Genomic DNA, 20,812 nt, shown 5'->3' on the forward strand with positions numbered 1-20,812 from the left:
GCCGCGCCGTCCGGCCTCCGGCGTCACCCGCTCGCCGCGGACCTGACCAGCTCGACGATCCGGTCGCGTGCCGCCCGCCCCTGGGCCAGCGCCAGCAGCGGGTACGCGTGCGGCATTCCCTCCGCCTCGTGGAACTCCACCTCGGCGCCCTCCGCGCGGGCCCGGCGCACCAGCTCCCGGCTGTCCGTCGAGAGCACGTCGCGGGTGCCGCTGAACACGGTCAGCGGAGCCAGCCCCGAGAACGTCCCGTACAGCGGGCTCACCAGGGGATCCTCGGCGTCCAGGGTCCCCGCGTACAGCCGCCCGGCCTCCAGCAGCCCCGCACGGGCCAGCAGCGGGTCGGCCTCCTCGATCGCCGGCTGGTCCGGATGGCTCATCGTCACGTCCAGCCAGGGCGAGACCAGCACGATCCGCGAAGGCTGCTCGCCGTCGCGGTCGCGCAGCCGCTGCGCCGCCGCCAGCGCCATCCCGGCCCCGGCCGAGTCTCCGATCAGCACCGTCCCCCCGTCGCCGCCGCCCGCGATCAGCCCGCTCAGCAGGTCGGTGGCGACCGGGACGGTCCGGTCCGCGGTCCCGCGCGGCGCCAGGATGTACGCGGGCACGACGACGCGCGCCCGGGCCCGCGTCACCAGGGTCCGCACCAGCTCCCAGTGCGGGCGCTCCAGCTCGCCCACGTAGCAGCCGCCGTGCACGTACAGCACCTGCGCCGAAGGCTCGGCCCCCAGCGGGGACACGTCGTACACCGGCCAGGCACCGACGAACGTACGAGAGATGTCAGCGACCCGGCCCAGCCGCCGCGGCGGCAGATGCGACGCGGGCCTGCGGGCGGCAGCCGCCACCCGGTCGCGCACCGCCTCGGCACTCGCGAACCGTCTTCGCCGCCCCACCGCCGCCAGCGCCACCGAAAGTGCCCTGCTGCGCAGACTCGGCACGCCCCTCACCTCCCCTTTTCCCTGCCCCGTCAAGGGAGGAGCATAGGCGTGAAGACACGCTCGTGAAGCTGCGCTGTCGGCCCGCTTAAGAAACTCTCGATGGACCGATCACCACGGAGATCGGCAGATTGGTGCCCGTCACCGACGCCGTTCGAGCCCCGCACGCTCGCGGCGCCCCCTTCCGCATGCCTGGAGCCACCCATGAAGGCACTCGTCAAGCACAAGGCCGAACCCGGCTTGTGGCTCATGGACGTCCCGGAGCCCGAGTACGGCCCCGGCGACGTGCTGATCAAGGTGCTGCGCACCGGCATCTGCGGAACCGACCTGCACATCCGCTCCTGGGACGGCTGGGCGCAGGGCGCGGTCAAGACCCCGCTCGTCCTCGGCCACGAGTTCGTCGGCGAGGTCGCGGCGGTCGGCGCGGACGTACAGGACATCGAGCTCGGCGCGCTCGTCAGCGGCGAGGGCCACTTGGTGTGCGGCAAGTGCCGCAACTGTCTCGCCGGCCGTCGCCACCTGTGCCGCAGCACGATCGGCCTCGGCGTGGGCCGCGACGGCGCCTTCGCCGAGTACGTGGTCCTGCCCGCGCAGAACGTGTGGGTGCACCGCACGGCCGTGGACCTGGACGTCGCCGCGATCTTCGACCCCTTCGGCAACGCCGTGCACACGGCGCTGTCCTTCCCGCTCGTCGGCGAGGACGTGCTGATCACCGGGGCAGGCCCGATCGGCATCATGGCGGCCGCCGTCGCCCGGCACGCCGGAGCCCGCAACGTCGTCATCACCGACGTCAGCCCCGAGCGGCTGGAGATCGCCCGCAAGGCGGGCGCCACGCTCGCCGTGAACGTCGCCGAGTCCTCGATCGCCGAGGCCCAGTCGCAGCTCGGCCTGCGCGAGGGCTTCGACATCGGCCTGGAGATGTCCGGACGTGCCGAAGCGATGCGCGACATGATCGACAACATGACCCACGGCGGCCGGATCGCCATGCTGGGCCTGCCCGCGACGGAGTTCCCCGTCGACTGGGCGAAGGTCGTCACCTCGATGATCACGATCAAGGGCATCTACGGCCGGGAGATGTTCGAGACCTGGTACGCGATGACGGTGCTCCTGGAGGGCGGGCTCGACCTCAGCCCCGTCATCACCGGCCGCTACTCCCACCGGGACTTCGAGGCAGCCTTCGACGAGGCGTCGACCGCCCGCAGCGGCAAGATCATCCTGGACTGGACGGCGTAGGGGGGTTCTGCCCCGACCGCCCTCTTCCCCCACGAACCCTCTCCCCCCGGCCGGGCCCCGCACACCCTCCCCCCTCCGCGGGGCCCGGCCCCCCTCCGCGCCGCACAAGGAGAACGCAGCATGTTCGAGACCGTACGCGACGACCTCCGCACCACCCTCGACGAGATCCGCTCCGCCGGTCTGCACAAGCCCGAGCGCGTCATCGGCACCCCCCAGAGCGCGGCCGTCGCCGTCACCTCGGGCGGCGCCGGGGGCGCTGCCGGCGAGGTGCTCAACTTCTGCGCCAACAACTACCTGGGGCTGGCCGACCACCCCGAGGTCGTCGCCGCGGCGAAGGACGCACTGGACCGCTGGGGCTACGGCATGGCCTCCGTGCGCTTCATCTGCGGCACCCAGGAGGTCCACAAGGAGCTCGAGGCCCGCCTCTCGGCCTTCCTCGGCCAGGAGGACACGATCCTCTACTCCTCCTGCTTCGACGCCAACGGCGGCGTCTTCGAGACCCTCCTGGGCGCCGAGGACGCGGTGATCTCCGACGCCCTCAACCACGCCTCCATCATCGACGGCATCCGCCTCTCCAAGGCCCGCCGGTTCCGCTACGCCAACCGCGACATGGCCGAGCTCGAGGCCCGCCTGAAGGAGGCCGCCGAGGGCGGCGCCCGCCGCAAGCTGATCGTCACCGACGGCGTCTTCTCCATGGACGGCTACGTCGCCCCGCTCCAGGAGATCTGCGACCTCGCCGAGCGCTACGAAGCCATGGTGATGGTCGACGACTCCCACGCGGTCGGCTTCGTCGGTCCGGGCGGCCGCGGCACTCCCGAGCTGCACGGCGTCATGGACCGCGTCGACATCATCACCGGCACCCTGGGCAAGGCCCTCGGCGGCGCCTCCGGCGGCTACGTCGCCGCGCGCGCGGAGATCGTCGAGCTGCTGCGCCAGCGCTCGCGCCCGTACCTCTTCTCCAACTCCCTCGCCCCGGTCATCGCGGCGGCCTCCCTCAAGGTCCTCGACCTGCTGGAGTCGGCCGGCGACCTGCGCGAGCGCCTCGCCGCGAACACCGCGCTCTTCCGCGCCAGGATGACCGAGGCCGGCTTCGAGATCCTGCCGGGCGACCACGCCATCGCCCCCGTGATGATCGGCGACGCGGCGGAGGCCGGCCGTATGGCCGAGCTGCTCCTGGAACGGGGGGTCTACGTGATCGGCTTCTCCTACCCTGTGGTGCCGATGGGCGCGGCGCGTATCCGCGTCCAGCTGTCGGCGGCCCACTCCACGGCGGACGTCGAGCGCGCGGTGGCCGCCTTCGTCGACGCCCGTGCGGCGCTGGGGACCACCGGGGCCTGAGTGACCTCAGCATCCTGAGACAATGGTGGGGTGATCGACCCCCGCCGGCTGCGCATCCTGCGGGCCGTGGCGGACCACCGTACGGTGACCGCCGCGGCCGCAGCCCTGTACCTCACCCCCTCCGCCGTCTCCCAGCAGCTCGCGGCGCTGGAACAGGAAACGGGCCACGCGCTGCTCACCCGCAGCGGGCGGGGCGTCCGGCTGACCGCAGCGGGGGAGATCCTGCTCGGCCACGCCCACGAGGTGCTGGCGCAGCTGGAGCGGGCGGAGGCCGAACTCGCGGCCTACGCGGGCGGTGCGGCCGGCGAGGTCACCGTGGCCGCCTTCGCCACGGGCATCGCGGAGGTACTCGCCCCGGCGATCGCCCGGCTCGCCCTGGAGCGGCCGGGGATCAGGCTGCGGGTGCGCGACGCGGAGGGCGACCAGAGCCTGCCGCTGCTCCTGGACGGCGAGGCGGACCTGGCCCTCGCGGTGGAATACCGGGGCGCGCCGGGTGCCGACGACGGCCGGCTCTCCGTCCTCCCGCTGTACGCGGAGCCCTTCGACGCGGTCCTCCCCTCGGGACATCCGCTGGCCGACCTGCCGACGGTGTCGCTCGCGGACCTGTCCGACTCGGACTGGGTGGGCCAGTACCCCGGCAACCCGTGCCATGACGTGACCCTGCTCGCCTGCGAACTGGCCGGCTTCCAGCCGAGGTTCGCGCACTCCTCCGACGACTTCCGGGCGGTGACCGCGCTCGTCGGCGCCGGGGCCGGGGTGGCTCTCGTACCGCGCTCGGCACTGCGGGGCATGGACCTCAAGGAGGTCCAGGTCCGCCCGGTCAGCGGGCCGGCCGCCACCCGCCGGGTGTTCGCAGCCACCCGCCGCGGGGCCGAGACCCACCCGTTGATCGCCCCGGTCCTGGCAGCCCTGGTCCGCGAGTCGGAACGCCTGCCGGCCCACTGAGGGGGCGCAGGCTTCGGAGGCGGTTTGCCCCCGGATCCCGCCCCTACCTCCCGCCCTGCCTCCCGTCCCGCCCACGACCGCCGTTCACACCGTGACCACCTCGACGCCCTCCGCGGTGAAGGCCCGGGCCAGTGGTGGGGCGAGGCCGGTGTCCGTCACCAGGACGTCCACCGCCGAGGTCGGGCAGATGCGGGCAAAGGCGCGGACGCCCAGTTTGCTGGAGTCCGCAGCCACGACCACCCGGCGGGCGCGCTCGCACAGGAGGCGGTTGATCGAGGCCTCGTCCTCGTGCCGGGTGGCCGCACCGTCCCGTGGGTCGAAGCCGTCCACGCCGAGTACCGCGGTGTCCACCGAGAGCTGCCCGAGCACCTCTTCGGCGAGCGGCCCCGTCAGCTCGTACGACTGCGGGCGTGCGACGCCACCCGTCAGTACGATCTTGAACTGCGGCCGGATCACCAGTTCGCCCGCGATGTTGAGGGCGTTGGTCACCACGGTGAGCGCAGGCGAGCCCTGGGCCAGGTCCGGTCGTCCGGCCAGGGCGCGCGCCACCTCCGTGGTCGTGGTGCCGCCCGTCAGGCCGATCACCTCGCCCGGGGCGACCAGCGCCGCCACGGCCTCGCTGATCCGGCTCTTCTCGGCAGCGCGCCGTGACGTCCGGTAGCGCAGGGGGAGTTCGTAGCTGACCCCGTGCAGCACGGCCCCGCCACGGGTGCGGACCAGCAGTTGCTGCTCGGCGAGCTGGTCGAGGTCTCGGCGGATGGTCGCCGCGGACACCCCGAGGGCCTCGGCGGCCGGGTCCACCTCCAGCTCGCCCCGTTCCACCAACAGGTCCAGCAGCGCCTGCCAGCGCTCCTTGCGGGTCATCGGTCGCCCCCTTCCGCGCTCGTCCCGTGGCCCCCGACGGGCCACCCGGCGACACTAACCCAGTCGAACACCCCGTGTTTGCTTGAAGTTGCGCGAAACTGCCAGATATCTTGCAGGAAAACGCATTCAGACCCACCTTTCGCACGAGGGAGCCTGTATGAGTCACATCGCGCACGAGTTGGGCACGCAGCCGACGTGCTGGGCACGGGCCGCCGAACTGGCCCCGGCCCGGCGGGCGGTGCTGCCGCAGCCGGGGGAGCGTACCGCGATCATCGGATGCGGCACCTCGTACTACATGGCCCAGTCGGCCGCCGTGTTGCGCGAAGAGTCGGGCCAGGGGGAGACCGATGCCTTCCCCGCCTCGGAGTTCCCGCGTCACCGCCGCTACGACCGGGTCGTCGCGCTCACCCGCTCCGGCACCACCACCGAGGTGCTGGAGCTGCTGGCCGCGCTGCGCGACACGGGCGTGCCCACGACCGCCGTCATCGGCGATCCCGCGACCCCGGTGATGACGCTCGCGGACGAGCTCGTCGTCCTCGACTTCGCCGACGAACGGTCCGTCGTGCAGACCCGGTTCGCGACCACCGCCCTCACGCTGCTGCGCGCCCACCTCGGGCTGCACCGTCCGCAGGCCGTCGCCGACGCCCGCACCGCCCTCGGCGAACCGCTTCCCGCGGAGCTCGACGACCGGGGGCAGTTCACCTTTCTCGGCCGCGGGTGGAGCGTCGGACTCGCACACGAGGCGGCCCTGAAGATGCGCGAGGCCGCGCTCGCCTGGGCCGAGTCGTACCCGGCGATGGAGTACCGGCACGGGCCGGTCAGCATCTCCGGGCCCGGCACCGCCACCTGGTCGCTCGACGAGGCCCCCGAGGGCCTCGCCGAGCAGGTGCGCGGGACCGGCGGCCAGTGGGTGGCCGGGCGGCTGGACCCGCTCGCCGAGTTGGTCCGCGTGCACCGCCTCGCCCTCGCCGTGGCCCTCCGGCGCGGGCTGGATCCCGACGCGCCGCGCAACCTGACGCGCTCGGTGATCCTCGGCACCGGCGAGGAGGCGGTCCGATGACCCTCGTCTGCGCGGGCGAGCTCGTCCGGGACGCGGCCGTCGCGGGCCGTGCCGTCGCGGCCTTCAACATCATCACGCTGGAGCACGCCGAAGCGGTCGTCGCCGGCGCCGAAGCGGCCGGACTGCCAGTCATCCTGCAACTCAGCGAGAACGCGGTGAAGTTCCGCGACGGGCGGCTGCTGCCGATCTCCAAGGCCGCCATCGCCTGCGCGGAGGCCGCCGCGGTCCCGGTCGGCCTGCACCTCGACCACGTCAAGAGCCCCGAGCTGCTGCGGCAGGCCTGCGACGCGGGATACAGCTCGGTGATGTACGACGCGGCGCAGCTCCCGTACGCCGAGAACCTGGAGGCCACCCGCTCGGCGGCCGACTGGGCGCACGCCAACGGGCTGTGGATCGAGGCCGAACTGGGCGAGGTCGGCGGCAAGAACGGCGCCGCGCCGCTGGACCCGCACGCACCCGGTGCCCGTACCGATCCCGACGAGGCGCGGCGGTTCGTGGCCGACTCCGGGGTCGACGCACTGGCCGTCGCCATCGGCAGCAGCCATGCGATGACCAGCCGGACCGCGGCTCTCGACCACGCCCTGCTGGCCAGGCTGGCCAAGACGGTGGACGTACCGCTCGTCTTGCACGGCTCGTCCGGACTGCCGGACTCCGAGCTGGCGGCGGCCGTCGCAGGCGGCATCCGCAAGGTCAACATCGGCACCGCGCTGAACCTGGCCATGACCGAAGCCATCCGCACCCATCTGACCCCGGCGGATCCCCGGCCGTACCTGACGGCGGCCCGCGCGGCGATGGCGGCGACGGCCGCGGCTATGATCGGCGCCCTGAACTGAGCGGAACCGGAGGGCCGTCGTGGACGAACAGCGGGGTCGGCCGGGACGGCCGGCGCAGCGGGGACGCACCAGCCGCAGGCGCTTCCTGCTGATCGCCGGAGTCCCGCTGCTGGCCGTGGGCGCCGGTACGGCCTACGTGATGCGGCCCGGGCCGGCCCGGCCCGGGTTCCAGGTGCGCACCGACCTGGAACCCCTGAACGCGCGCTTCGGCCCCTCCGTGGGGACGCTGGGCGATGCGCACTGGCTCGGCTACGACATCGACGAGGAGCCCGGTTCGGCCGAGAGCCGGACCGTCCCGGGCCCCGACTCGCGGATCCGCCTGGTCGGCGTCGCCCGCCTGGCGGCCGGCGGGGCGGCGGCGATCACGGGCAGGGCGGAGTACGCCTTCACGCCCGCGGCCACGCCGTCCGCGCTGCCCGCCGAGCTGGTCCCGTACGCGCCGGCCGGTGCGGCCTGGCAGCACAGCCCGCGGTTCGACGCATACGCCAACCGTGCGGAGGCGGAGGGGAGTCCGTCGGGGGAGTACCTCTTCGACGCGGGCCTGGACCTCGTCCGCTTCGGTCTCCTGTACCTCCGCACCTGAGCGCCCGAACCCCGACGGGCGGACGGCTGGGGGTCAGAGCCCCACGGCCCCGTCGATCCGCTCGCGCAGCAGGTCCGCGTGGCCGTTGTGCCGGGCGTACTCCTCGACCATGTGGATCAGGACCCAGCGCAGGGACACCCGGCCCCGCCACGCGTCGTCGGCCTCGACGTCGAGGTGGGGCGCCTCGGCGACGAAGCGTTCCGCGAAGGCCACTTCGCGGCGCCAGACCTCCCAGGCCTCCTCGACCGCGGCGGGGTCGTCGGCCAGGGCGCCGTCGAAGTCACCGTCCGGGTCGTCGGGTGAGGAGAAGCGGGGCGGGGCGTCCTGACCGGCCAGGACCTTCCGGAACCAGCGGCGCTCCACATCGGCCATGTGCCGGACCAGTCCCGGCAAGGAGAGGGTGGACGGTTCCGCCGAACGCCGAGCCAACTCGTCGTCCAGGCCGGCGCAATTCAACTCCAGGGTCGTCCGATGGTCCGCCAGGAGGCCGCCGGCATGGGCCGTTCCTCGCCGGTCGCGGGGCTTGCGAAGCGGTGGTCGCGCTCGGGGTCGACGAAGAATTCCGCTCTGCTGCGTGGCGCCGTCATGGTCGAGCGTATGGCCGCCGGAGCCGGACGGCCGGTACGCGGGTCCTTCCGAATTCTTGCAACAGGTTCTAATCTGACCGCCGCCACACGCCATCAGGCCATCACGCCATCACGGCGAACCGGCTGGACCGCGAGATTCCCGGAGGGGCCGTGCACCTCGAATACACGCCTGAGCAGCAGCAGTTGCGCACAGAGCTGCGCGCCTACTTCGCCGAGCTGGTCCCCGAGGACGTCTACGCCCGCTACGAGGATCCGGCCGCCCAGAAGCGGTTCTACCGGGACACCATCCGCAGGCTCGGTGCCGACGGCTGGCTGGGTGTCGGCTGGCCGAAGGAGTACGGGGGCCGCGGGATGACCCCGATGGACCAGTTCATCTTCTTCGACGAGGCCGCCCAGGCCGTCGTACCGCTTCCCCTGATGGCTCTCAACACGGTCGGTCCCACCCTCATGCAGTTCGGCACGGACGAGCAGAAGGCCTACTTCCTCCCCGGGATCCTCGCCGGGGAGATCGACTTCGCCATCGGCTACAGCGAGCCCGATGCCGGCACCGACCTCGCAGCGCTCAGGTGCAAGGCCGTGCGCGAGGGCGACGAGGAGACCGGCACCTACGTCGTCAACGGGCAGAAGATCTGGACCACCAACGGCGACACCGCCGACTGGGTCTGGCTCGCCGTCCGCACCGATCCGGACGCCCCCGCGCACCAGGGCATCACCATGCTGCTCGTCCCGACCTCGGACCCCGGCTACTCCTGCACCCTCATCAACACCCTCGCGTCCCACGACACCACGGCCAGCTACTACGAGGACATCCGCGTCCCCGCCTCCCGCCGCGTCGGCCGGGAGAACAAGGGCTGGCGCCTGATCACCAACCAGCTCAACCACGAGCGCGTCACCCTGGCCGCACACGGCACCATGGCCATCAGGGCCCTGCACGACGTCCAGCGCTGGGCCGCGTCGGCGAAGCTCGCCGACGGCCGCCGGGTCATCGACCTGTCCTGGGTCCGCGGGCGGCTCGCCCGCACCCACGCCCGCCTCGACGCGATGAAGCTGCTCAACTGGCAGATGGTGAACGCGGTCGAGGCCGGCACCCTCACCCCGCAGGACGCCTCCGCGGTCAAGGTGTACGGCTCGGAGGCCCGCCGTGACGCGTACGCCTGGCTGATGGAGGTCGTCGGCGCCGCCGGCCCCCTCAAGGACGGTTCGGCCGGCGCCGTCCTCCACGGCGAGCTCGAACGCGGCTACCGCAGCGCGGTCATCTTCACCTTCGGCGGCGGCAACAACGAGATCCAGCGCGAGATCATCTCGTGGATCGGCCTGGGCATGCCCCGCGTCCGGCGCTGAAGCCCCGGCCAGGCGGAGACAGGGCCTCCGGGCCCGGCGGAACGGTAGCTGCGGCCGGCGGTAGCGCGTCACGGTGGCCGTGGCCGTGGCCGTGGGCACGGGCATGGAGCGCGGGGCGCCGGCCGACCCGGGAGGCCGTGACCGTGCCCGACTCGACGCACGGTGGACCCGGCCCGGCCTCGACGCCCGCCTCAGTCCCTGCCGATGTGGACGCTGGTGGACTTCACACGGGCGACGGCCCGCACGCCGACGGCGAGTCCGAGCTCCTCGACCGCCTCGCGCGTCAGCAGGGAGACCACCCGGTGCGGACCCGCCTGGATCTCGACCTGGGCCGCAACCTCGCCGAGCGTCACCGCGGTGACGATACCGGGCAGCGCGTTGCGCACGGACGTCGCGACCTCTGCGCCGTCCTCGGCCGGCTCCCGGGCGAGCTCCGCGCAGAAGGCGGCCAGGTCCACGCCCTCGACCATGCGCCGGGCACCGTCCCGCCGGGTCGGGAAGCGCCCCGCATCCGCCCAGCGCCGGGCGGTGTCGGTGCTGACACGGAGCAGTTGGGCGGCCTCGCCGATGGTGTAGAGATGCACCGTGCAACCCTATGCGCCGACCGCTCCGACGGCTGTTTCGGCGGGCGTCCGCCTCGGTACGCTGGATGCACCGGGCGCCTGCGACGGGGAGGTACGGTATGGGCGACACCGCTACCGGACCCGGGTTCCGCCCCGGGACGGGGTCCGGCGCCGACCCGGGGCTCTACGGCCCGGCGTCCGTCACCTGGCAGTGCCACGGTGACCCGATGATGTGGATCGCCGGGGTCCGCGCCCTCTACCTCCAGGCCCTCCACCCGCGCGCCGTCCGGGGCGTCATGGAGAACTCCGACTTCCGGAGCGACGCCTGGGGCCGGCTGCTGCGCACCGCCGACTTCGTCGGCACCGTCACCTACGGCACCACCGAGGCCGCCGAGCGTGCCGGGGGCCGGGTCCGTGCCATCCACCGCAGGCTGTCCGCCACTGACCCGGCCACCGGCCGCACCTTCCCCGTCGACGACCCCGAGCTGCTGCTGTGGATCCACTGCGCACAGATCGAGAGCTTCCTGCATGTCCTGCGCCGATCGGGTATTGCGCTCACTTCCGGCCAGGCCGACCGCTACGTCGACGAGAACCGCGTCAACGCACGGCTCGTCGGCCTCGACCCGGCCGACGTCCCCGCCGACACCGCCCAGCTCGCCGCCTACTTCGACCGGGTCCGCCCCGAGCTCGCCGCCGGTCCCGACGCCCGCGCCGTGGACGACTTCCTGCGCGGCCCGCCCGTCCATCCCCTCCTGGTACCTGGCCGAAATCTGCTGTGGCGTCCGCTCGCCGGACTCGCGTACGGCTCCCTTCCCCGCTGGGCGCACCAGCTGTACGGGCGGCCCGCTCCCTCCCCGCGTAGCGTCACCCGGCGCCTGCGCCTCACCGGGCGCGTGCTGCGCAGCATTCCCGCAGGTCTACGGTGGAAGCTGCCTCCAGGTCACATCTTGAAAGCGATGCGTCGCATGGGCCCCGGGAGCCGCCCCTCTCCGTACACACTGCGTACACCAGCGTCCATACTGGACCGGCCGGGGAGGGCGTAGCGCGACAACGGGGGCGACTTTAAGACATGGCGGAGTCCAGACTGATCCAGGGCCGGTACCGGTCGCTCGATCTGATCGGGCGCGGCGGCATGGGCGAGGTATGGCGAGCCCGGGACGAGTCGCTGGGCCGGCATGTCGCCGTGAAGTGCCTCAAGCCGATCGGCGCCGATCAGGACGCCCACTTCACACAGGTGCTGCGGGAGCGCTTCCGGCGCGAGGCCCGCGTGGCCGCGTCCCTCCAGCACCGCGGCGTCACGGTGGTTCACGACTTCGGCGACGACAGCGCCGCGGGCGGCCCGCTCTACCTCGTGATGGAACTGCTCGAAGGCCGCAACCTGAGCCAGCTCATGGAGGACAACGGGACCCGCCCGCTCCCCGTCGACGTGGTCGTCGACGTCGCCGAACAGATGGCCGCCGCCCTCGGGTACACCCACGACCAGGGTGTCGTCCACCGCGACCTGAAACCGGCCAACATCATGCGGCTTGTCGACGGCACCGTGAAGATCTGCGACTTCGGCATCGCGCGCCTCGCGCACGACATCGGCTTCACCGCCAAGCTCACCGGCGGCGGCATGGCCATGGGCACTCCGCACTACATGTCGCCCGAGCAGATCGCGGGCGGTGAGGTCGACCACCGCAGTGACCTCTACTCCCTCGGCTGCGTCCTGTACGAGATCGCCACCGGCGCACCGCCCTTCGACCTCGGCGACTCCTGGTCGGTGCTCATCGGCCACCGCGACACCGCGCCCGTACCGCTGCGCGAGCACCGCCCCGAGCTGCCCGCCTACTTCGAGCAGGTGGTCCTGGACCTGCTGGCCAAGTCTCCCGAGGAGCGCCCGCAGGACGCCCGCCACGTCCACCGCAGGCTCGTCGGGTCCCGGCTCGGCCCCGGCGGGCTTCCCGGCGTGCCCGCCCCGCTGCCGGCCTGGGCCCACGGCATGACCGCCGGCCGCAAGGCCGGCATCGAAGCCCGTCCGGCGAGTGGTGCATGGGCCGTGCTCACCGGCTCCTGGACGGCCGCGCGCCCCGGTGGCGAACATCCCGGGCCGCGCCCCGGCGGGGAGCCGCCCGCCACCATCGTGCGTCCGGCGCCCGCCGAGGACCCGCGCCTCACCGTGGCGTACGGGTTCCCGCGTCCGGCCGGGCCGCGCGAGACCGGCCCGGACGCCCTCACGGCCGGACACGCCCGCGCCCATGCCCTCAGTCGCGCGGGCCGCCCCGAGGAGGCGCTCTCGGTGTACGCGGCCGTGGCCGACGGGCGCGCCCGGGTGCTCGGGCCGGACCACCCCGACACCCTCGCCGCCCGGCAGGAGGCCGCGTACGAGATGGGCCGGCTCGGCCGCCACCAGGAGGCGCACGACACCTACCGCGCGGTGCTCGTCGCCCGTGAGCGAACCACGGGCCAACTGCACCCCGACACGCTGCGCTGCCGGCACAACCTGGCCTGCGCCCTGCGTGCCCTGGGCCGGTACGCGGAGGCCCACACCACGGCCGTCGCGGTCGCCGCGGACCGGGCGGCCGTCCTGGGCGCCGAGCACGCGGACACCCTGCTGACCCGCTACGAGGTGGCGTACGTGCTCGGCCGCCTGGACCGCTGGCAGGAGGCGCTGGCCGGCTTCCGCGAGGTCGCCGCCGCACGGGAACGGGTCCTCGGCCGCGACCATCCCGACACCCTGGCCGCGCGCTACGAAGTCGGCATCGCGCTGGGCCGCACCGGCAGCAGCGCCCAGGCGCTCGACCTCTTCAGTGCCCTGGTCCGCGACCGCACCCGGGCCTACGGGGCGACGGACCCGGAGACGCTGCGCGCCCGGCACGTCCTCGGTGTCAACCTGGGCCGCCTGGACCGCTGGGAGCAGGCGGTGGCCGAGGCACGCCAGGTGGCCGCCGTCCGCGCCCGGGTGCTCGGCGCCGAGCATGCGGACACCCTGGTCAGCCGCCGGGAACTGGCCGTCGGCCTGGGCCGGCTGGGCCGCTGGGACGAGGCCCTCCCGATCTACCGGGACCTGTCCGGCATCCGGGAGCGATCGCTCGGTGACGAGCACCCCGAGACGGTGCTGGCCCACGCCGACGAGGCCCACTGTCTGGAGCGCCTCGGCCAGGTGTGCTACCAAGAGCCATGACGAGCTTCGGGCGGGACGTGTACGACGACGTGATCGTGGGCGGCGGGCACAACGGCCTGGTGGCCGCCGGCTACCTGGCGCGGGCGGGCCGCTCGGTGCTGGTACTGGAGCGGCTCGGCGTCACCGGCGGTGCGGCGATTTCCAGCAGACCGTTCGTCGGCGTCGACGCCCGCCTCTCGCGCTACTCCTACCTGGTCTCCCTGCTGCCCGACAAGATCGTTCGCGATCTGGAGCTGAGCTTCGCGGTACGCCGACGCACCGTCTCCTCGTACACGCCGACCGAGCGCGACGGGCGGCCCGGCGGACTGCTCGTCGGCGGGGGCGAGGAGCGCACCCGGGCCTCCTTCGCCCGGCTGACCGGCTCCGACCGGGAGTACGAGAGCTGGCGGGCGTTCTACGCCACCACCGGCCGGGTGGCCCGGAAGGTGTTCCCGACCCTGACCGAGCCGCTGCCCACCCGGGCGGAGCTGCGGGCCCGGATCGACGACGAGGCCGCCTGGCGGATGCTGTTCGAGGAGCCGCTGGGACAGGCCGTGGAGCGCCACTTCGACGACGACCTGGTCCGCGGGGTGGTTCTGACCGACGGCCTCATCGGCACCTTCGCGGACGCGCACGACCCCTCGCTGGTCCAGAACCGGTGCTTCCTCTACCACGTCATCGGAGGCGGGACCGGTGACTGGGACGTGCCGGTCGGCGGCATGGGTGCCCTGACGGACGCGCTGGCGGCTGCCGCGACGAAGGCCGGCGCCGAGATCGCCACCGGGCACGAGGTGCTGCGGATCGACACGGACGGGGCCGGACCCGCCGAAGTGGTGTTCCGTACCGCGGCCGGCGAGGGCCGGGTCGTGGGCCGGACGGTGCTGGTGAACGCCTCGCCGCAGGCGCTGTCCGAACTCCTCGGTGAGGTACCGGCCGAGGACCCGGCGACGGCCCCGGAGGGTGCCCAGCTCAAGGTCAACATGCTGCTGCGACGGCTGCCCCGGCTACGGGACACCACCGTCGACCCGCGCGAGGCCTTCGGCGGGACCTTCCACATCGCCGAGGGGTACGAACAGCTCGCCCGGGCCCACGCCGAGGCCGCGGCCGGGGAACTGCCGTCCGTGCCGCCCTCGGAGATCTACTGCCACTCGCTGGCCGACCCGACGATCCTCGGTCCGGAACTGGTCGAGCAGGGCTACCAGACGCTCACCCTCTTCGGCCTGCACACGCCGGCCCGGCTGTTCGGGCACGACAACCAGCAGGCCCGCGAGGTGCTGCTGACCGCCACCCTCGCGCAGCTCGACGCGCACCTGGCCGAGCCGCTCATCGACTGCCTGGCCTTCGACGCGGACGGCCGCCCCTGCATCGAGGCGAAGACCCCGCTGGACCTGGAGCGGGATCTGCGGCTGCCCGGCGGGCACATCTTCCATCGCGACTTGTCCTGGCCCTACGCGGACGAGGGCGGCGGCCGGTGGGGCGTGCAGACGGCCCACCGCAACGTCCTGCTGTGCGGCGCGGGCGCGGTCCGTGGCGGCGGCGTGAGCGGGATCCCCGGCCACAACGCCGCGATGGCGGTGCTGGAGCGCGCGTAGCCCGGCCGGGTCCGGCCGGGTCCGGCCGAGCCCGCGGGGCACGTGCCGGCCCGCCCGCGGACGGGGTGACACGGCGGGCCCGGACGGGTCCGCCGGCGCGGCTACTCGGCGGGCTCGATCACCACGATGGGGATCTCCCGGTCGGTCTTGGCCTGGTACTCGTCGTAGGCGGGCCAGTGCCCCACCATCAGAGGCCAGTACGCGGCGCGCTCCTCGGCGTTCGCCGTGCGCGCCGTGCCCCGCAGGATCTGCGGGCCGACCTGGATGCGGACCTCCGGGTTCGCGCTCAGGTTGCGGAACCACAGGGGGTGCTCGTCGGCGCCGCCCTTGGAGGCGACGAGCAGGTAGCGGCCGTCGGCCTGTCCGTAGATGAGCGGCGTGCGCACCGCGTTGCCGGACACCCGGCCGACGGTGGTGAGCAGGAGGGTCTGGGTGCCGTTCCAGTAGTGGCCCTCGGTGCCGCCGGAGCCCACGTACTGCTGGACGTGTTCCAGCTGCCAGCTTCCGGCCCGCGGGTCGGTCGGGTGGTCCCAGTCGATTCCGGTCGTCACGGGGTGTCGCCTGCCTTCAGGTCGAACGGTCAACGAACCTCACCAACGAGCATCGGCGCCTGTGGGTGCGCCCTCCCGTCGGGCCGGAAGAGTGAACCCGTCGAAGAGGCCGTCCATCGCCCGGTGCGCCACCGCGGCCGGGGTGGCGCGGACAGCGAGGTCGCGCAGGGCCGCGGCGAGGGGGTGGGTGAGGGCGGCGATCCGGCCCGCGCGGCGGGCCCGGCGGCGGATGGCGTCGGTCCGGGCGCAGCGCGCGGCGCTGTAGGCGGCCAGGGCCGCCGGAACGCCGCCGGTCCCGGCCCCGTCCAACAGGTGGGCGAGGACGACCGCGTCCTCGACGGCCTGGCAACCGCCCTGACCCAGATTGGGGGTCATGGCATGGGCGGCGTCGCCGATCCAGGCCAGACGCCCGCGGTGGAAGCGGGGGAGCGGGGCCGCCAGATCGTAGAGGTCGTGCTGGAGCACGGCCGCCGGGTCGATCCGCGCCAGCAGGGCCGGCACCGGGTCGTGCCAGCTGCCGAAGCGGCGCATCAGTTCGGCGCGGATGTCGGCGGGACGGTGGCCCTCGGGCGCGAGGGCGGTCGCGTAGACGTAAGTGCTCCCGTCGGCGAGCGGGACCACGCCGAAGCGTTCGCCGCGGCCCCAGGTCTCGGCGGTGGCCGCCCCGGCCGGGCTCGCGGCGGCCGGCAGGACGGTCCGCCAGGCGGTCTCCCCGCTATGGCGCAGGCCCGGGTGGTTCGGGAAGTACCGGCGGCGCAGCGGGCTGTGGATGCCGTCCGCGGCGACCACGAGGTCGGCGGAGCCGCCGAGGTCGCCGGCCGCGGTGCGGACCACCGGGAAGGTGTCGGCGCCGTCCACGGTGGTGACCTCCGCCCCGTAGCGGACCGTCCCGGCGGGCAGCGCGGCGGTCAGGGCGTGGGTGAGGGCCGAGCGGTGCACGGCGAGCGGCGGGCCGCCGTAGCGGGCGGCGAGGACCGCGGTGTCGGTGCGGGTCAGCCAGCGGCCGTCGGGGCGGCGCAGGCCCATCGCGGTCGGCAGGGCGCGCCCCACCGCGCCGGAGACGTCGAAGCCGATGGCGGCGAAGGCGCGCAGGGCGCCCGGGGCGAGGACGATTCCCGCGCCGACGACGGCCGGCCCGGGTGCCCGCTCGCACACGGTCACCCGCCATCCGGTGCGGTGCAGTGCCAGAGCCGCGGTGAGTCCGCCGATCCCCGCACCTGCGACGACCGCGTGACGCTGAACTGCAGACATGGCGGGCCCCTGCCTTCCTCCAGGCCTCTACATGTGTAGAGGGCGATGACCTCACTCTACACATGTAGAGTGGCCGGGTGTCCCACGCTCCCGCTGTCGACCGCAGAACCCTGATCGCCGACACCGCCATCGGCCTCGTGGCCGCCGCCGGGCTCCGCGGGTTGACCCATCGCGCGGTCGACGGGGCCGCGGGGCTGCCCGCGGGCAGTACGTCGTATTACTTCCGTACGAGGACGGCCCTGATCGCGGCGTGCTATCAACGGCTGGCCCAGCTGGACCTCGCGGACGTGGACGACGGCAGCCCCCTCGGCTTCGCGCCGCCGGCCCCCGGGTCCACCCTCCCGGAGCCGAACCGGGAAGCGGCTGCGGCCCTCCTGGCCGGCCTGCTGTACCGCTGGCTGACCGCAGGGCGCGAGCGCCAGCTGGCCCGCTTCGAACTCAGCCTGGAGGCCGCCCGCAACCCGGAGCTCCAGGAGGACCTCCGCCGGGCGGGGCAGGGGGCCCGGGGTCGGGCCGCGCGGATCGCCGCCGCCCTCGGGTCAGATCGTCCCGAAGAGGCCGCCGAACTGCTCGTCGCCTGGACCGAAGGGCTCCTGTACGACCGGCTGGCAGGCGCTCGGGCCCGCTCTCGTCCCGCCCCGGACCTCGCCGAACTGACCGCCGTCGCACGCCGGATGCTCGCCGCGGTCCTGGCGGACCCGGCCTGAACGCGGAAGAGCCCCGCCGCACCGGGGGATGTGGCGGCGGGGCTCTTCCATCGGTACGCACCGGTGGGATCGAGGCGGGAGGGCCGGTGCGTTCCTCCTGGTGGAGTGTGCACACGCTACGCCCGGAGTGGCTGAAAGAACACCCCTTCGCACGGCTTGAATCGTGCGCTTGGGGGCGTCAGGATTTTCTGTTCAGGCAACGTCCGGGGTGCGCTCCCATGCCTGCGTGAACAGTGCGTGCAGCGGCGCCGTCGGCAGGGGGCGGACGAACGGCGCCAGGACCTCGCCGTGCCGCAGAGGTGCCGCAGCGGTGCCGCCAGGTGGCTCGCCGGCTTCACGGGCTACGCCCGCTCCAGCGGCAGGTGCGGGGCCTTCAGCCCGGTCCACGCCCCGGGCAGGAACACCGTCCGGCCGGCCCGCGCCCGCCTCGCCTCCACCACCGCGCGTGCCGAGGAGTTCCGCCCGCGCCCGGGAGCGGCTGCCGGGCGACACCGCCGCCCGACTGCGCCCCGTACCGGTACATGCGGACGAAGCGGCCGACCCACTGGTGCAGGCCGCCCTCCGGTATCCCCCGCCCGGCCTCCATCGCGTCCGTCGCACCGCAGGCGACCAGCATCCGCAGCCACGCCCCGCCGTCGGTGGCCCCGTCCGGGAGGACCTCCACCAGGCCCGCGGCCACGGTGTCCGCCGGCGGATGGGCCGCCAGTACCGGGAAGGCGGCCGTCAGCAGAGCGAGGCGATCATGTTCCGGATCGTCGCACGCGCTACCGGCAGGGCGGCCGGGCGGGCGTGCCGCCTTCGCGCGCACGGCGCGTTCTAGGATCCGGACATGATCGCTCAACTGCAGTGTGTCGTGCTGGACTGTCCCGAGCCGCGGGTGCTCGCCGATTTCTACCAGTCGCTGCTGGGCGGCAACGTCAACCAGCCGGACCGGCGTTGGTCGCTCGACGAGGACTGGGCGACGCTGCACGCGCCGTCCGGCCTGGTGCTCGCCTTCCAGCGCGCTCCGGACCACGTGCCCCCGAGCTGGCCCGACCCCAGCCGGCCGCAGCAGTTCCACCTGGACTTCGGCGTCCCGGACCTGGACCGGGCGCAGGAGGAAGTGCTTGCGGCCGGCGGGACCCTGCTCGACGGATCGGACGGGCGCGGCTGGCGGGTCTACGCCGACCCGGCGGGGCACCCCTTCTGCCTGGTGCGCGACTGACCCGTCGGGCCGCCGGGTCCGCTCAGTCCGCCGACCGGGTCCAGCCGAAGGCCTCCAGGCGGGCCGCATCGTCGGGCCGGTCCTCCGCGAACAGCAGCCGGGCCGGTTCCGCCACACGGACGACGTCCACGTACACCCCGCGGCCGACGTAGCGGCCGGTGGCGGTGTGGCGGAACCGCAGCCGCACCTCGCGGCCGGCCCAGTCGGCGGTGAGGGGGGCCTCCAGGCGGTGCCAGATGCGTCCGGACCAGCCGCCGACCGACCCCTCCGGCCACTCCTCGGCGACACCGCCGGTGGACCGCAGGGTGGTGAACGGCAGCGGCGCCCAGTCCACTCCGTCGGCCGAGGCCTCCAGGTGCAGGGCGCCCGCGCCGGGCACGGTGTCCCACCACACGGCGCAGCGCAGCCGGGCGGCGGCCGTGGCGGGGGTGAGCGGCGGCAGGGTCAGGGTGCCGGAGACACCGGGCACGGTCCCGGAGAACCAGGCGGCGCCGCCGTGCCGGGTGCGGACGGGGACGGCCCGGGCGAAGCGGTTGCCGACGGCGACCCGCGGGGCGCTGCCGGCCCGCCAGGTGCGCACGGGGTGGACGGAGTTGCCGAGCAGGATCAGGAAGGAGTCGGTGGAGGGGTCCAGCACGAGGGAGGTGCCGGTGAACCCGGTGTGGCCGGCCGAGTGCGGGGTGGCCATGGCTCCCATGTACCAGTGCTGGTAGAGCTCGAAGCCGAGGCCGTGGTCGTCGCCGGGGAAGGCCGTGTTGTAGTCGGTGAAGAGCAGCTCGACCGAGGCGGGGCGCAGGATGCGGCGGCCCGCGTAGGCCCCGCCGTCGAGGAGGGCGCGGGCCAGGACGGCCAGGTCCCAGGCGGTGCCGAAGACGCCCGCGTGGCCCGCCACCCCGCCGAGGGCGTAGGCGTTCTCGTCGTGGACCTCGCCCCACACCAGACCGCGGTCCAGGCCGGACCAGGGCGGGCGTTGCACCTCGGTGGCCGCGGTGACCCGACGCCAGGAGAGCGGCGGGTTGTAGCGAGTGCGGTGCATGCCGAGCGGAGCGGTGATCTCGTCGTGGAGCAGGGCGTCCAGGGTGCGGCCGGTGATCCGTTCCAGGAGCAGTTGCAGCGCGATCAGGTTGAGGTCGGAGTAGCGGTAGACGGTCCCCGGGGGCTCCTGCGGCCGCACCGACCACAGCAGCCTCATCCGGCCCTCGTGCGTGGACTCCTGGTAGAAGGGCGCCCACGAGCGCAGTCCCGAGGTGTGGGTGAGCAGCTGACGAACGGTGATGGCCTCTTTGCCTCCACCGGTGAACTCCGGCAGGTAGCGGTGCACCCGGGCCTCCAGCTCCAGGCGCCCCCGCTCCATCTGTTGGACCGCCAGGATCGAGGTGAACAGTTTGGTCAGGGAGGCCAGGTCGAAGACGGTGTCCTCGGCCATGTCGATCCGCTCGGCTGCGGGGAGCTCCCGGACCCGGTCGGTCCGCCCGTCGTACTCCGCGTACCGGACGGCATGGCCCATGGCCCGGTGCAGGGCGACGGTGCGGCCGCGCCCGGCGAGGACCACCGCCCCCGCGTAGTAGGGGTGTTCGGGTGAGGGGCCCAGGAACCGTCGCGCCTCGTCCGCGACCGCCTCCAAGTGCCGCTCCAGCAGCCCGGCCTGCCGCGCGGATCCGTACCGCAGGCGCAGCCCCTGCAGAGCGCGCCGTCCCACGGGGCCGCCGGCCGCGCCCGGCGCGGCGGGGAGCGCGGCGTGCAGGGCCAGCACGCCGCCGAGCGCGAGCAGCCGCGCCGCGAGCCGCCGCCGGCCGACTCCCGGCCGGGTCACGCGCACTCCGTCGTGCCGCTCCTCCGGCTCCGGCTCCGGCTCCTGAGCCGGCTCCGGCTGCGGTCCGCGCCGTCCGGGGCCGGTTCCGCCCGCGCGTACCGCGCGTTCCGTGGGGACTTCCGCCACCGCCTCGGCCTCCGTGTGCACTGCCATGTCCGGCCCTCCTCGTCCGCAACCCGCAACCCGCAACCGAAATACGCGATCCGCGTTCCGCACCGCGCGATCCGCGCCCGCAGTCCCCCGCGGACGTGCCCGAAACCCCGCACCCGCCCGGTG

Annotated in this window: 19 protein-coding genes and 1 pseudogene; 12 read left to right on the top strand and 8 right to left on the bottom strand. The window is 74.0% G+C overall.

From position 1 onward, the window contains the following. Positions 1-23: 23 nt before the first annotated feature. Positions 24-932 (bottom strand): alpha/beta hydrolase fold domain-containing protein, encoded by a 909-nt coding sequence (locus AW27_RS31195; protein ID WP_037921909.1) that lies wholly within the window; start codon positions 930-932, stop codon positions 24-26. 201 nt (positions 933-1,133) lie between these two features. Between AW27_RS31195 and tdh the strand changes: the two genes are divergently transcribed. The 3 genes from tdh (at position 1,134) to AW27_RS31210 (ending at position 4,445) form a co-directional block, all read left to right on the top strand. Next, positions 1,134-2,162, top strand: a complete 1,029-nt coding sequence (gene tdh, locus AW27_RS31200) for an L-threonine 3-dehydrogenase (protein WP_037921911.1) — start codon at positions 1,134-1,136, stop codon at positions 2,160-2,162. 120 nt (positions 2,163-2,282) lie between these two features. Beyond that, complete coding sequence (locus AW27_RS31205; protein ID WP_037921914.1) at positions 2,283-3,500, top strand: glycine C-acetyltransferase; 1,218 nt, start codon at positions 2,283-2,285, stop codon at positions 3,498-3,500. 30 nt (positions 3,501-3,530) lie between these two features. Further along, the gene (locus AW27_RS31210) at positions 3,531-4,445 is read left to right on the top strand and encodes a LysR family transcriptional regulator (RefSeq protein WP_037921917.1); all 915 of its coding nucleotides are present in this window, start codon (positions 3,531-3,533) and stop codon (positions 4,443-4,445) included. A gap of 84 nt (positions 4,446-4,529) precedes the next feature. On the opposite strand, the gene AW27_RS31215 is transcribed toward AW27_RS31210, so the two are convergent. Next, on the bottom strand, positions 4,530-5,309 hold the full coding sequence (locus tag AW27_RS31215) for a DeoR/GlpR family DNA-binding transcription regulator (RefSeq protein ID WP_037921921.1): 780 nt from the start codon (positions 5,307-5,309) through the stop codon (positions 4,530-4,532). Positions 5,310-5,466: 157 nt separating this feature from the next. Here AW27_RS31215 and AW27_RS31220 point away from each other — a divergent pair, with 157 nt between their 5' ends. From AW27_RS31220 to AW27_RS31230, 3 genes are read left to right on the top strand one after another with little or no spacing between them, the layout of a single operon-like run. Continuing rightward, complete coding sequence (locus AW27_RS31220; RefSeq protein ID WP_037921924.1) at positions 5,467-6,369, top strand: SIS domain-containing protein; 903 nt, start codon at positions 5,467-5,469, stop codon at positions 6,367-6,369. Then, positions 6,366-7,202, top strand: coding sequence for a class II fructose-bisphosphate aldolase (locus tag AW27_RS31225; protein WP_037921926.1), 837 nt, complete (start codon positions 6,366-6,368; stop codon positions 7,200-7,202). The genes AW27_RS31220 and AW27_RS31225 overlap by 4 nt, the downstream gene beginning before the upstream one ends. Before the next feature lie 19 nt (positions 7,203-7,221). Next, entirely contained in the window at positions 7,222-7,785 is a 564-nt protein-coding gene (locus AW27_RS31230) for a hypothetical protein (protein ID WP_037921929.1), read from the top strand. A gap of 33 nt (positions 7,786-7,818) precedes the next feature. Here the strand turns inward: AW27_RS31230 and AW27_RS31235 are convergent. Beyond that, positions 7,819-8,372 (bottom strand): annotated as a pseudogene (locus tag AW27_RS31235) (DinB family protein). 150 nt (positions 8,373-8,522) lie between these two features. Between AW27_RS31235 and AW27_RS31240 the strand changes: the two are divergent. After that, the gene (locus AW27_RS31240) at positions 8,523-9,713 is read left to right on the top strand and encodes an acyl-CoA dehydrogenase family protein (protein WP_037921932.1); all 1,191 of its coding nucleotides are present in this window, start codon (positions 8,523-8,525) and stop codon (positions 9,711-9,713) included. A gap of 191 nt (positions 9,714-9,904) precedes the next feature. Here AW27_RS31240 and AW27_RS31245 read toward each other — a convergent pair whose 3' ends face one another. Continuing rightward, the gene (locus AW27_RS31245) at positions 9,905-10,297 is read right to left on the bottom strand and encodes a TOBE domain-containing protein (protein WP_037921935.1); all 393 of its coding nucleotides are present in this window, start codon (positions 10,295-10,297) and stop codon (positions 9,905-9,907) included. Positions 10,298-10,395: 98 nt separating this feature from the next. On the opposite strand from AW27_RS31245, the gene AW27_RS31250 reads away from it, so the two are divergent. From AW27_RS31250 to AW27_RS31260, 3 genes are read left to right on the top strand one after another with little or no spacing between them, the layout of a single operon-like run. Continuing rightward, on the top strand, positions 10,396-11,319 hold the full coding sequence (locus AW27_RS31250) for an oxygenase MpaB family protein (protein WP_052030611.1): 924 nt from the start codon (positions 10,396-10,398) through the stop codon (positions 11,317-11,319). 26 nt (positions 11,320-11,345) lie between these two features. Then, positions 11,346-13,439 (top strand): serine/threonine-protein kinase, encoded by a 2,094-nt coding sequence (locus AW27_RS31255; protein WP_052030613.1) that lies wholly within the window; start codon positions 11,346-11,348, stop codon positions 13,437-13,439. Beyond that, the gene (locus AW27_RS31260) at positions 13,436-15,010 is read left to right on the top strand and encodes a phytoene desaturase family protein (RefSeq protein ID WP_037921938.1); all 1,575 of its coding nucleotides are present in this window, start codon (positions 13,436-13,438) and stop codon (positions 15,008-15,010) included. Before AW27_RS31255 ends, AW27_RS31260 begins: the two co-directional genes overlap by 4 nt. A 101-nt stretch (positions 15,011-15,111) precedes the next feature. Here AW27_RS31260 and AW27_RS31265 read toward each other — a convergent pair whose 3' ends face one another. Next, the gene (locus tag AW27_RS31265; protein ID WP_236647646.1) at positions 15,112-15,561 is read right to left on the bottom strand and encodes a nitroreductase family deazaflavin-dependent oxidoreductase; all 450 of its coding nucleotides are present in this window, start codon (positions 15,559-15,561) and stop codon (positions 15,112-15,114) included. Between the two features lie 39 nt (positions 15,562-15,600). After that, on the bottom strand, positions 15,601-16,812 hold the full coding sequence (locus AW27_RS31270; RefSeq protein ID WP_052030616.1) for an FAD-dependent monooxygenase: 1,212 nt from the start codon (positions 16,810-16,812) through the stop codon (positions 15,601-15,603). Between the two features lie 77 nt (positions 16,813-16,889). Here AW27_RS31270 and AW27_RS31275 point away from each other — a divergent pair, with 77 nt between their 5' ends. Continuing rightward, a complete protein-coding gene (locus AW27_RS31275) occupies positions 16,890-17,519 on the top strand; it encodes a TetR/AcrR family transcriptional regulator (RefSeq protein ID WP_037921941.1) in 630 nt (209 codons plus the stop codon). 373 nt (positions 17,520-17,892) lie between these two features. Here the strand turns inward: AW27_RS31275 and AW27_RS31280 are convergent, their stop codons facing one another. Then, on the bottom strand, positions 17,893-18,327 hold the full coding sequence (locus AW27_RS31280; protein ID WP_037921944.1) for a hypothetical protein: 435 nt from the start codon (positions 18,325-18,327) through the stop codon (positions 17,893-17,895). Between the two features lie 21 nt (positions 18,328-18,348). Here AW27_RS31280 and AW27_RS31285 point away from each other — a divergent pair, with 21 nt between their 5' ends. Next, entirely contained in the window at positions 18,349-18,723 is a 375-nt protein-coding gene (locus tag AW27_RS31285) for a VOC family protein (protein ID WP_037921946.1), read from the top strand. 22 nt (positions 18,724-18,745) lie between these two features. Here the strand turns inward: AW27_RS31285 and AW27_RS31290 are convergent, their stop codons facing one another. Continuing rightward, positions 18,746-20,689: a serine hydrolase domain-containing protein gene (locus AW27_RS31290; RefSeq protein ID WP_078556478.1), complete on the bottom strand. Its 1,944-nt coding sequence runs from the start codon at positions 20,687-20,689 to the stop codon at positions 18,746-18,748. Positions 20,690-20,812: the final 123 nt, after the last annotated feature.

This window comes from Streptomyces sp. PCS3-D2, from assembly GCF_000612545.2.
In the GTDB taxonomy this organism is placed as follows: Bacteria; Actinomycetota; Actinomycetes; order Streptomycetales; family Streptomycetaceae; genus Streptomyces.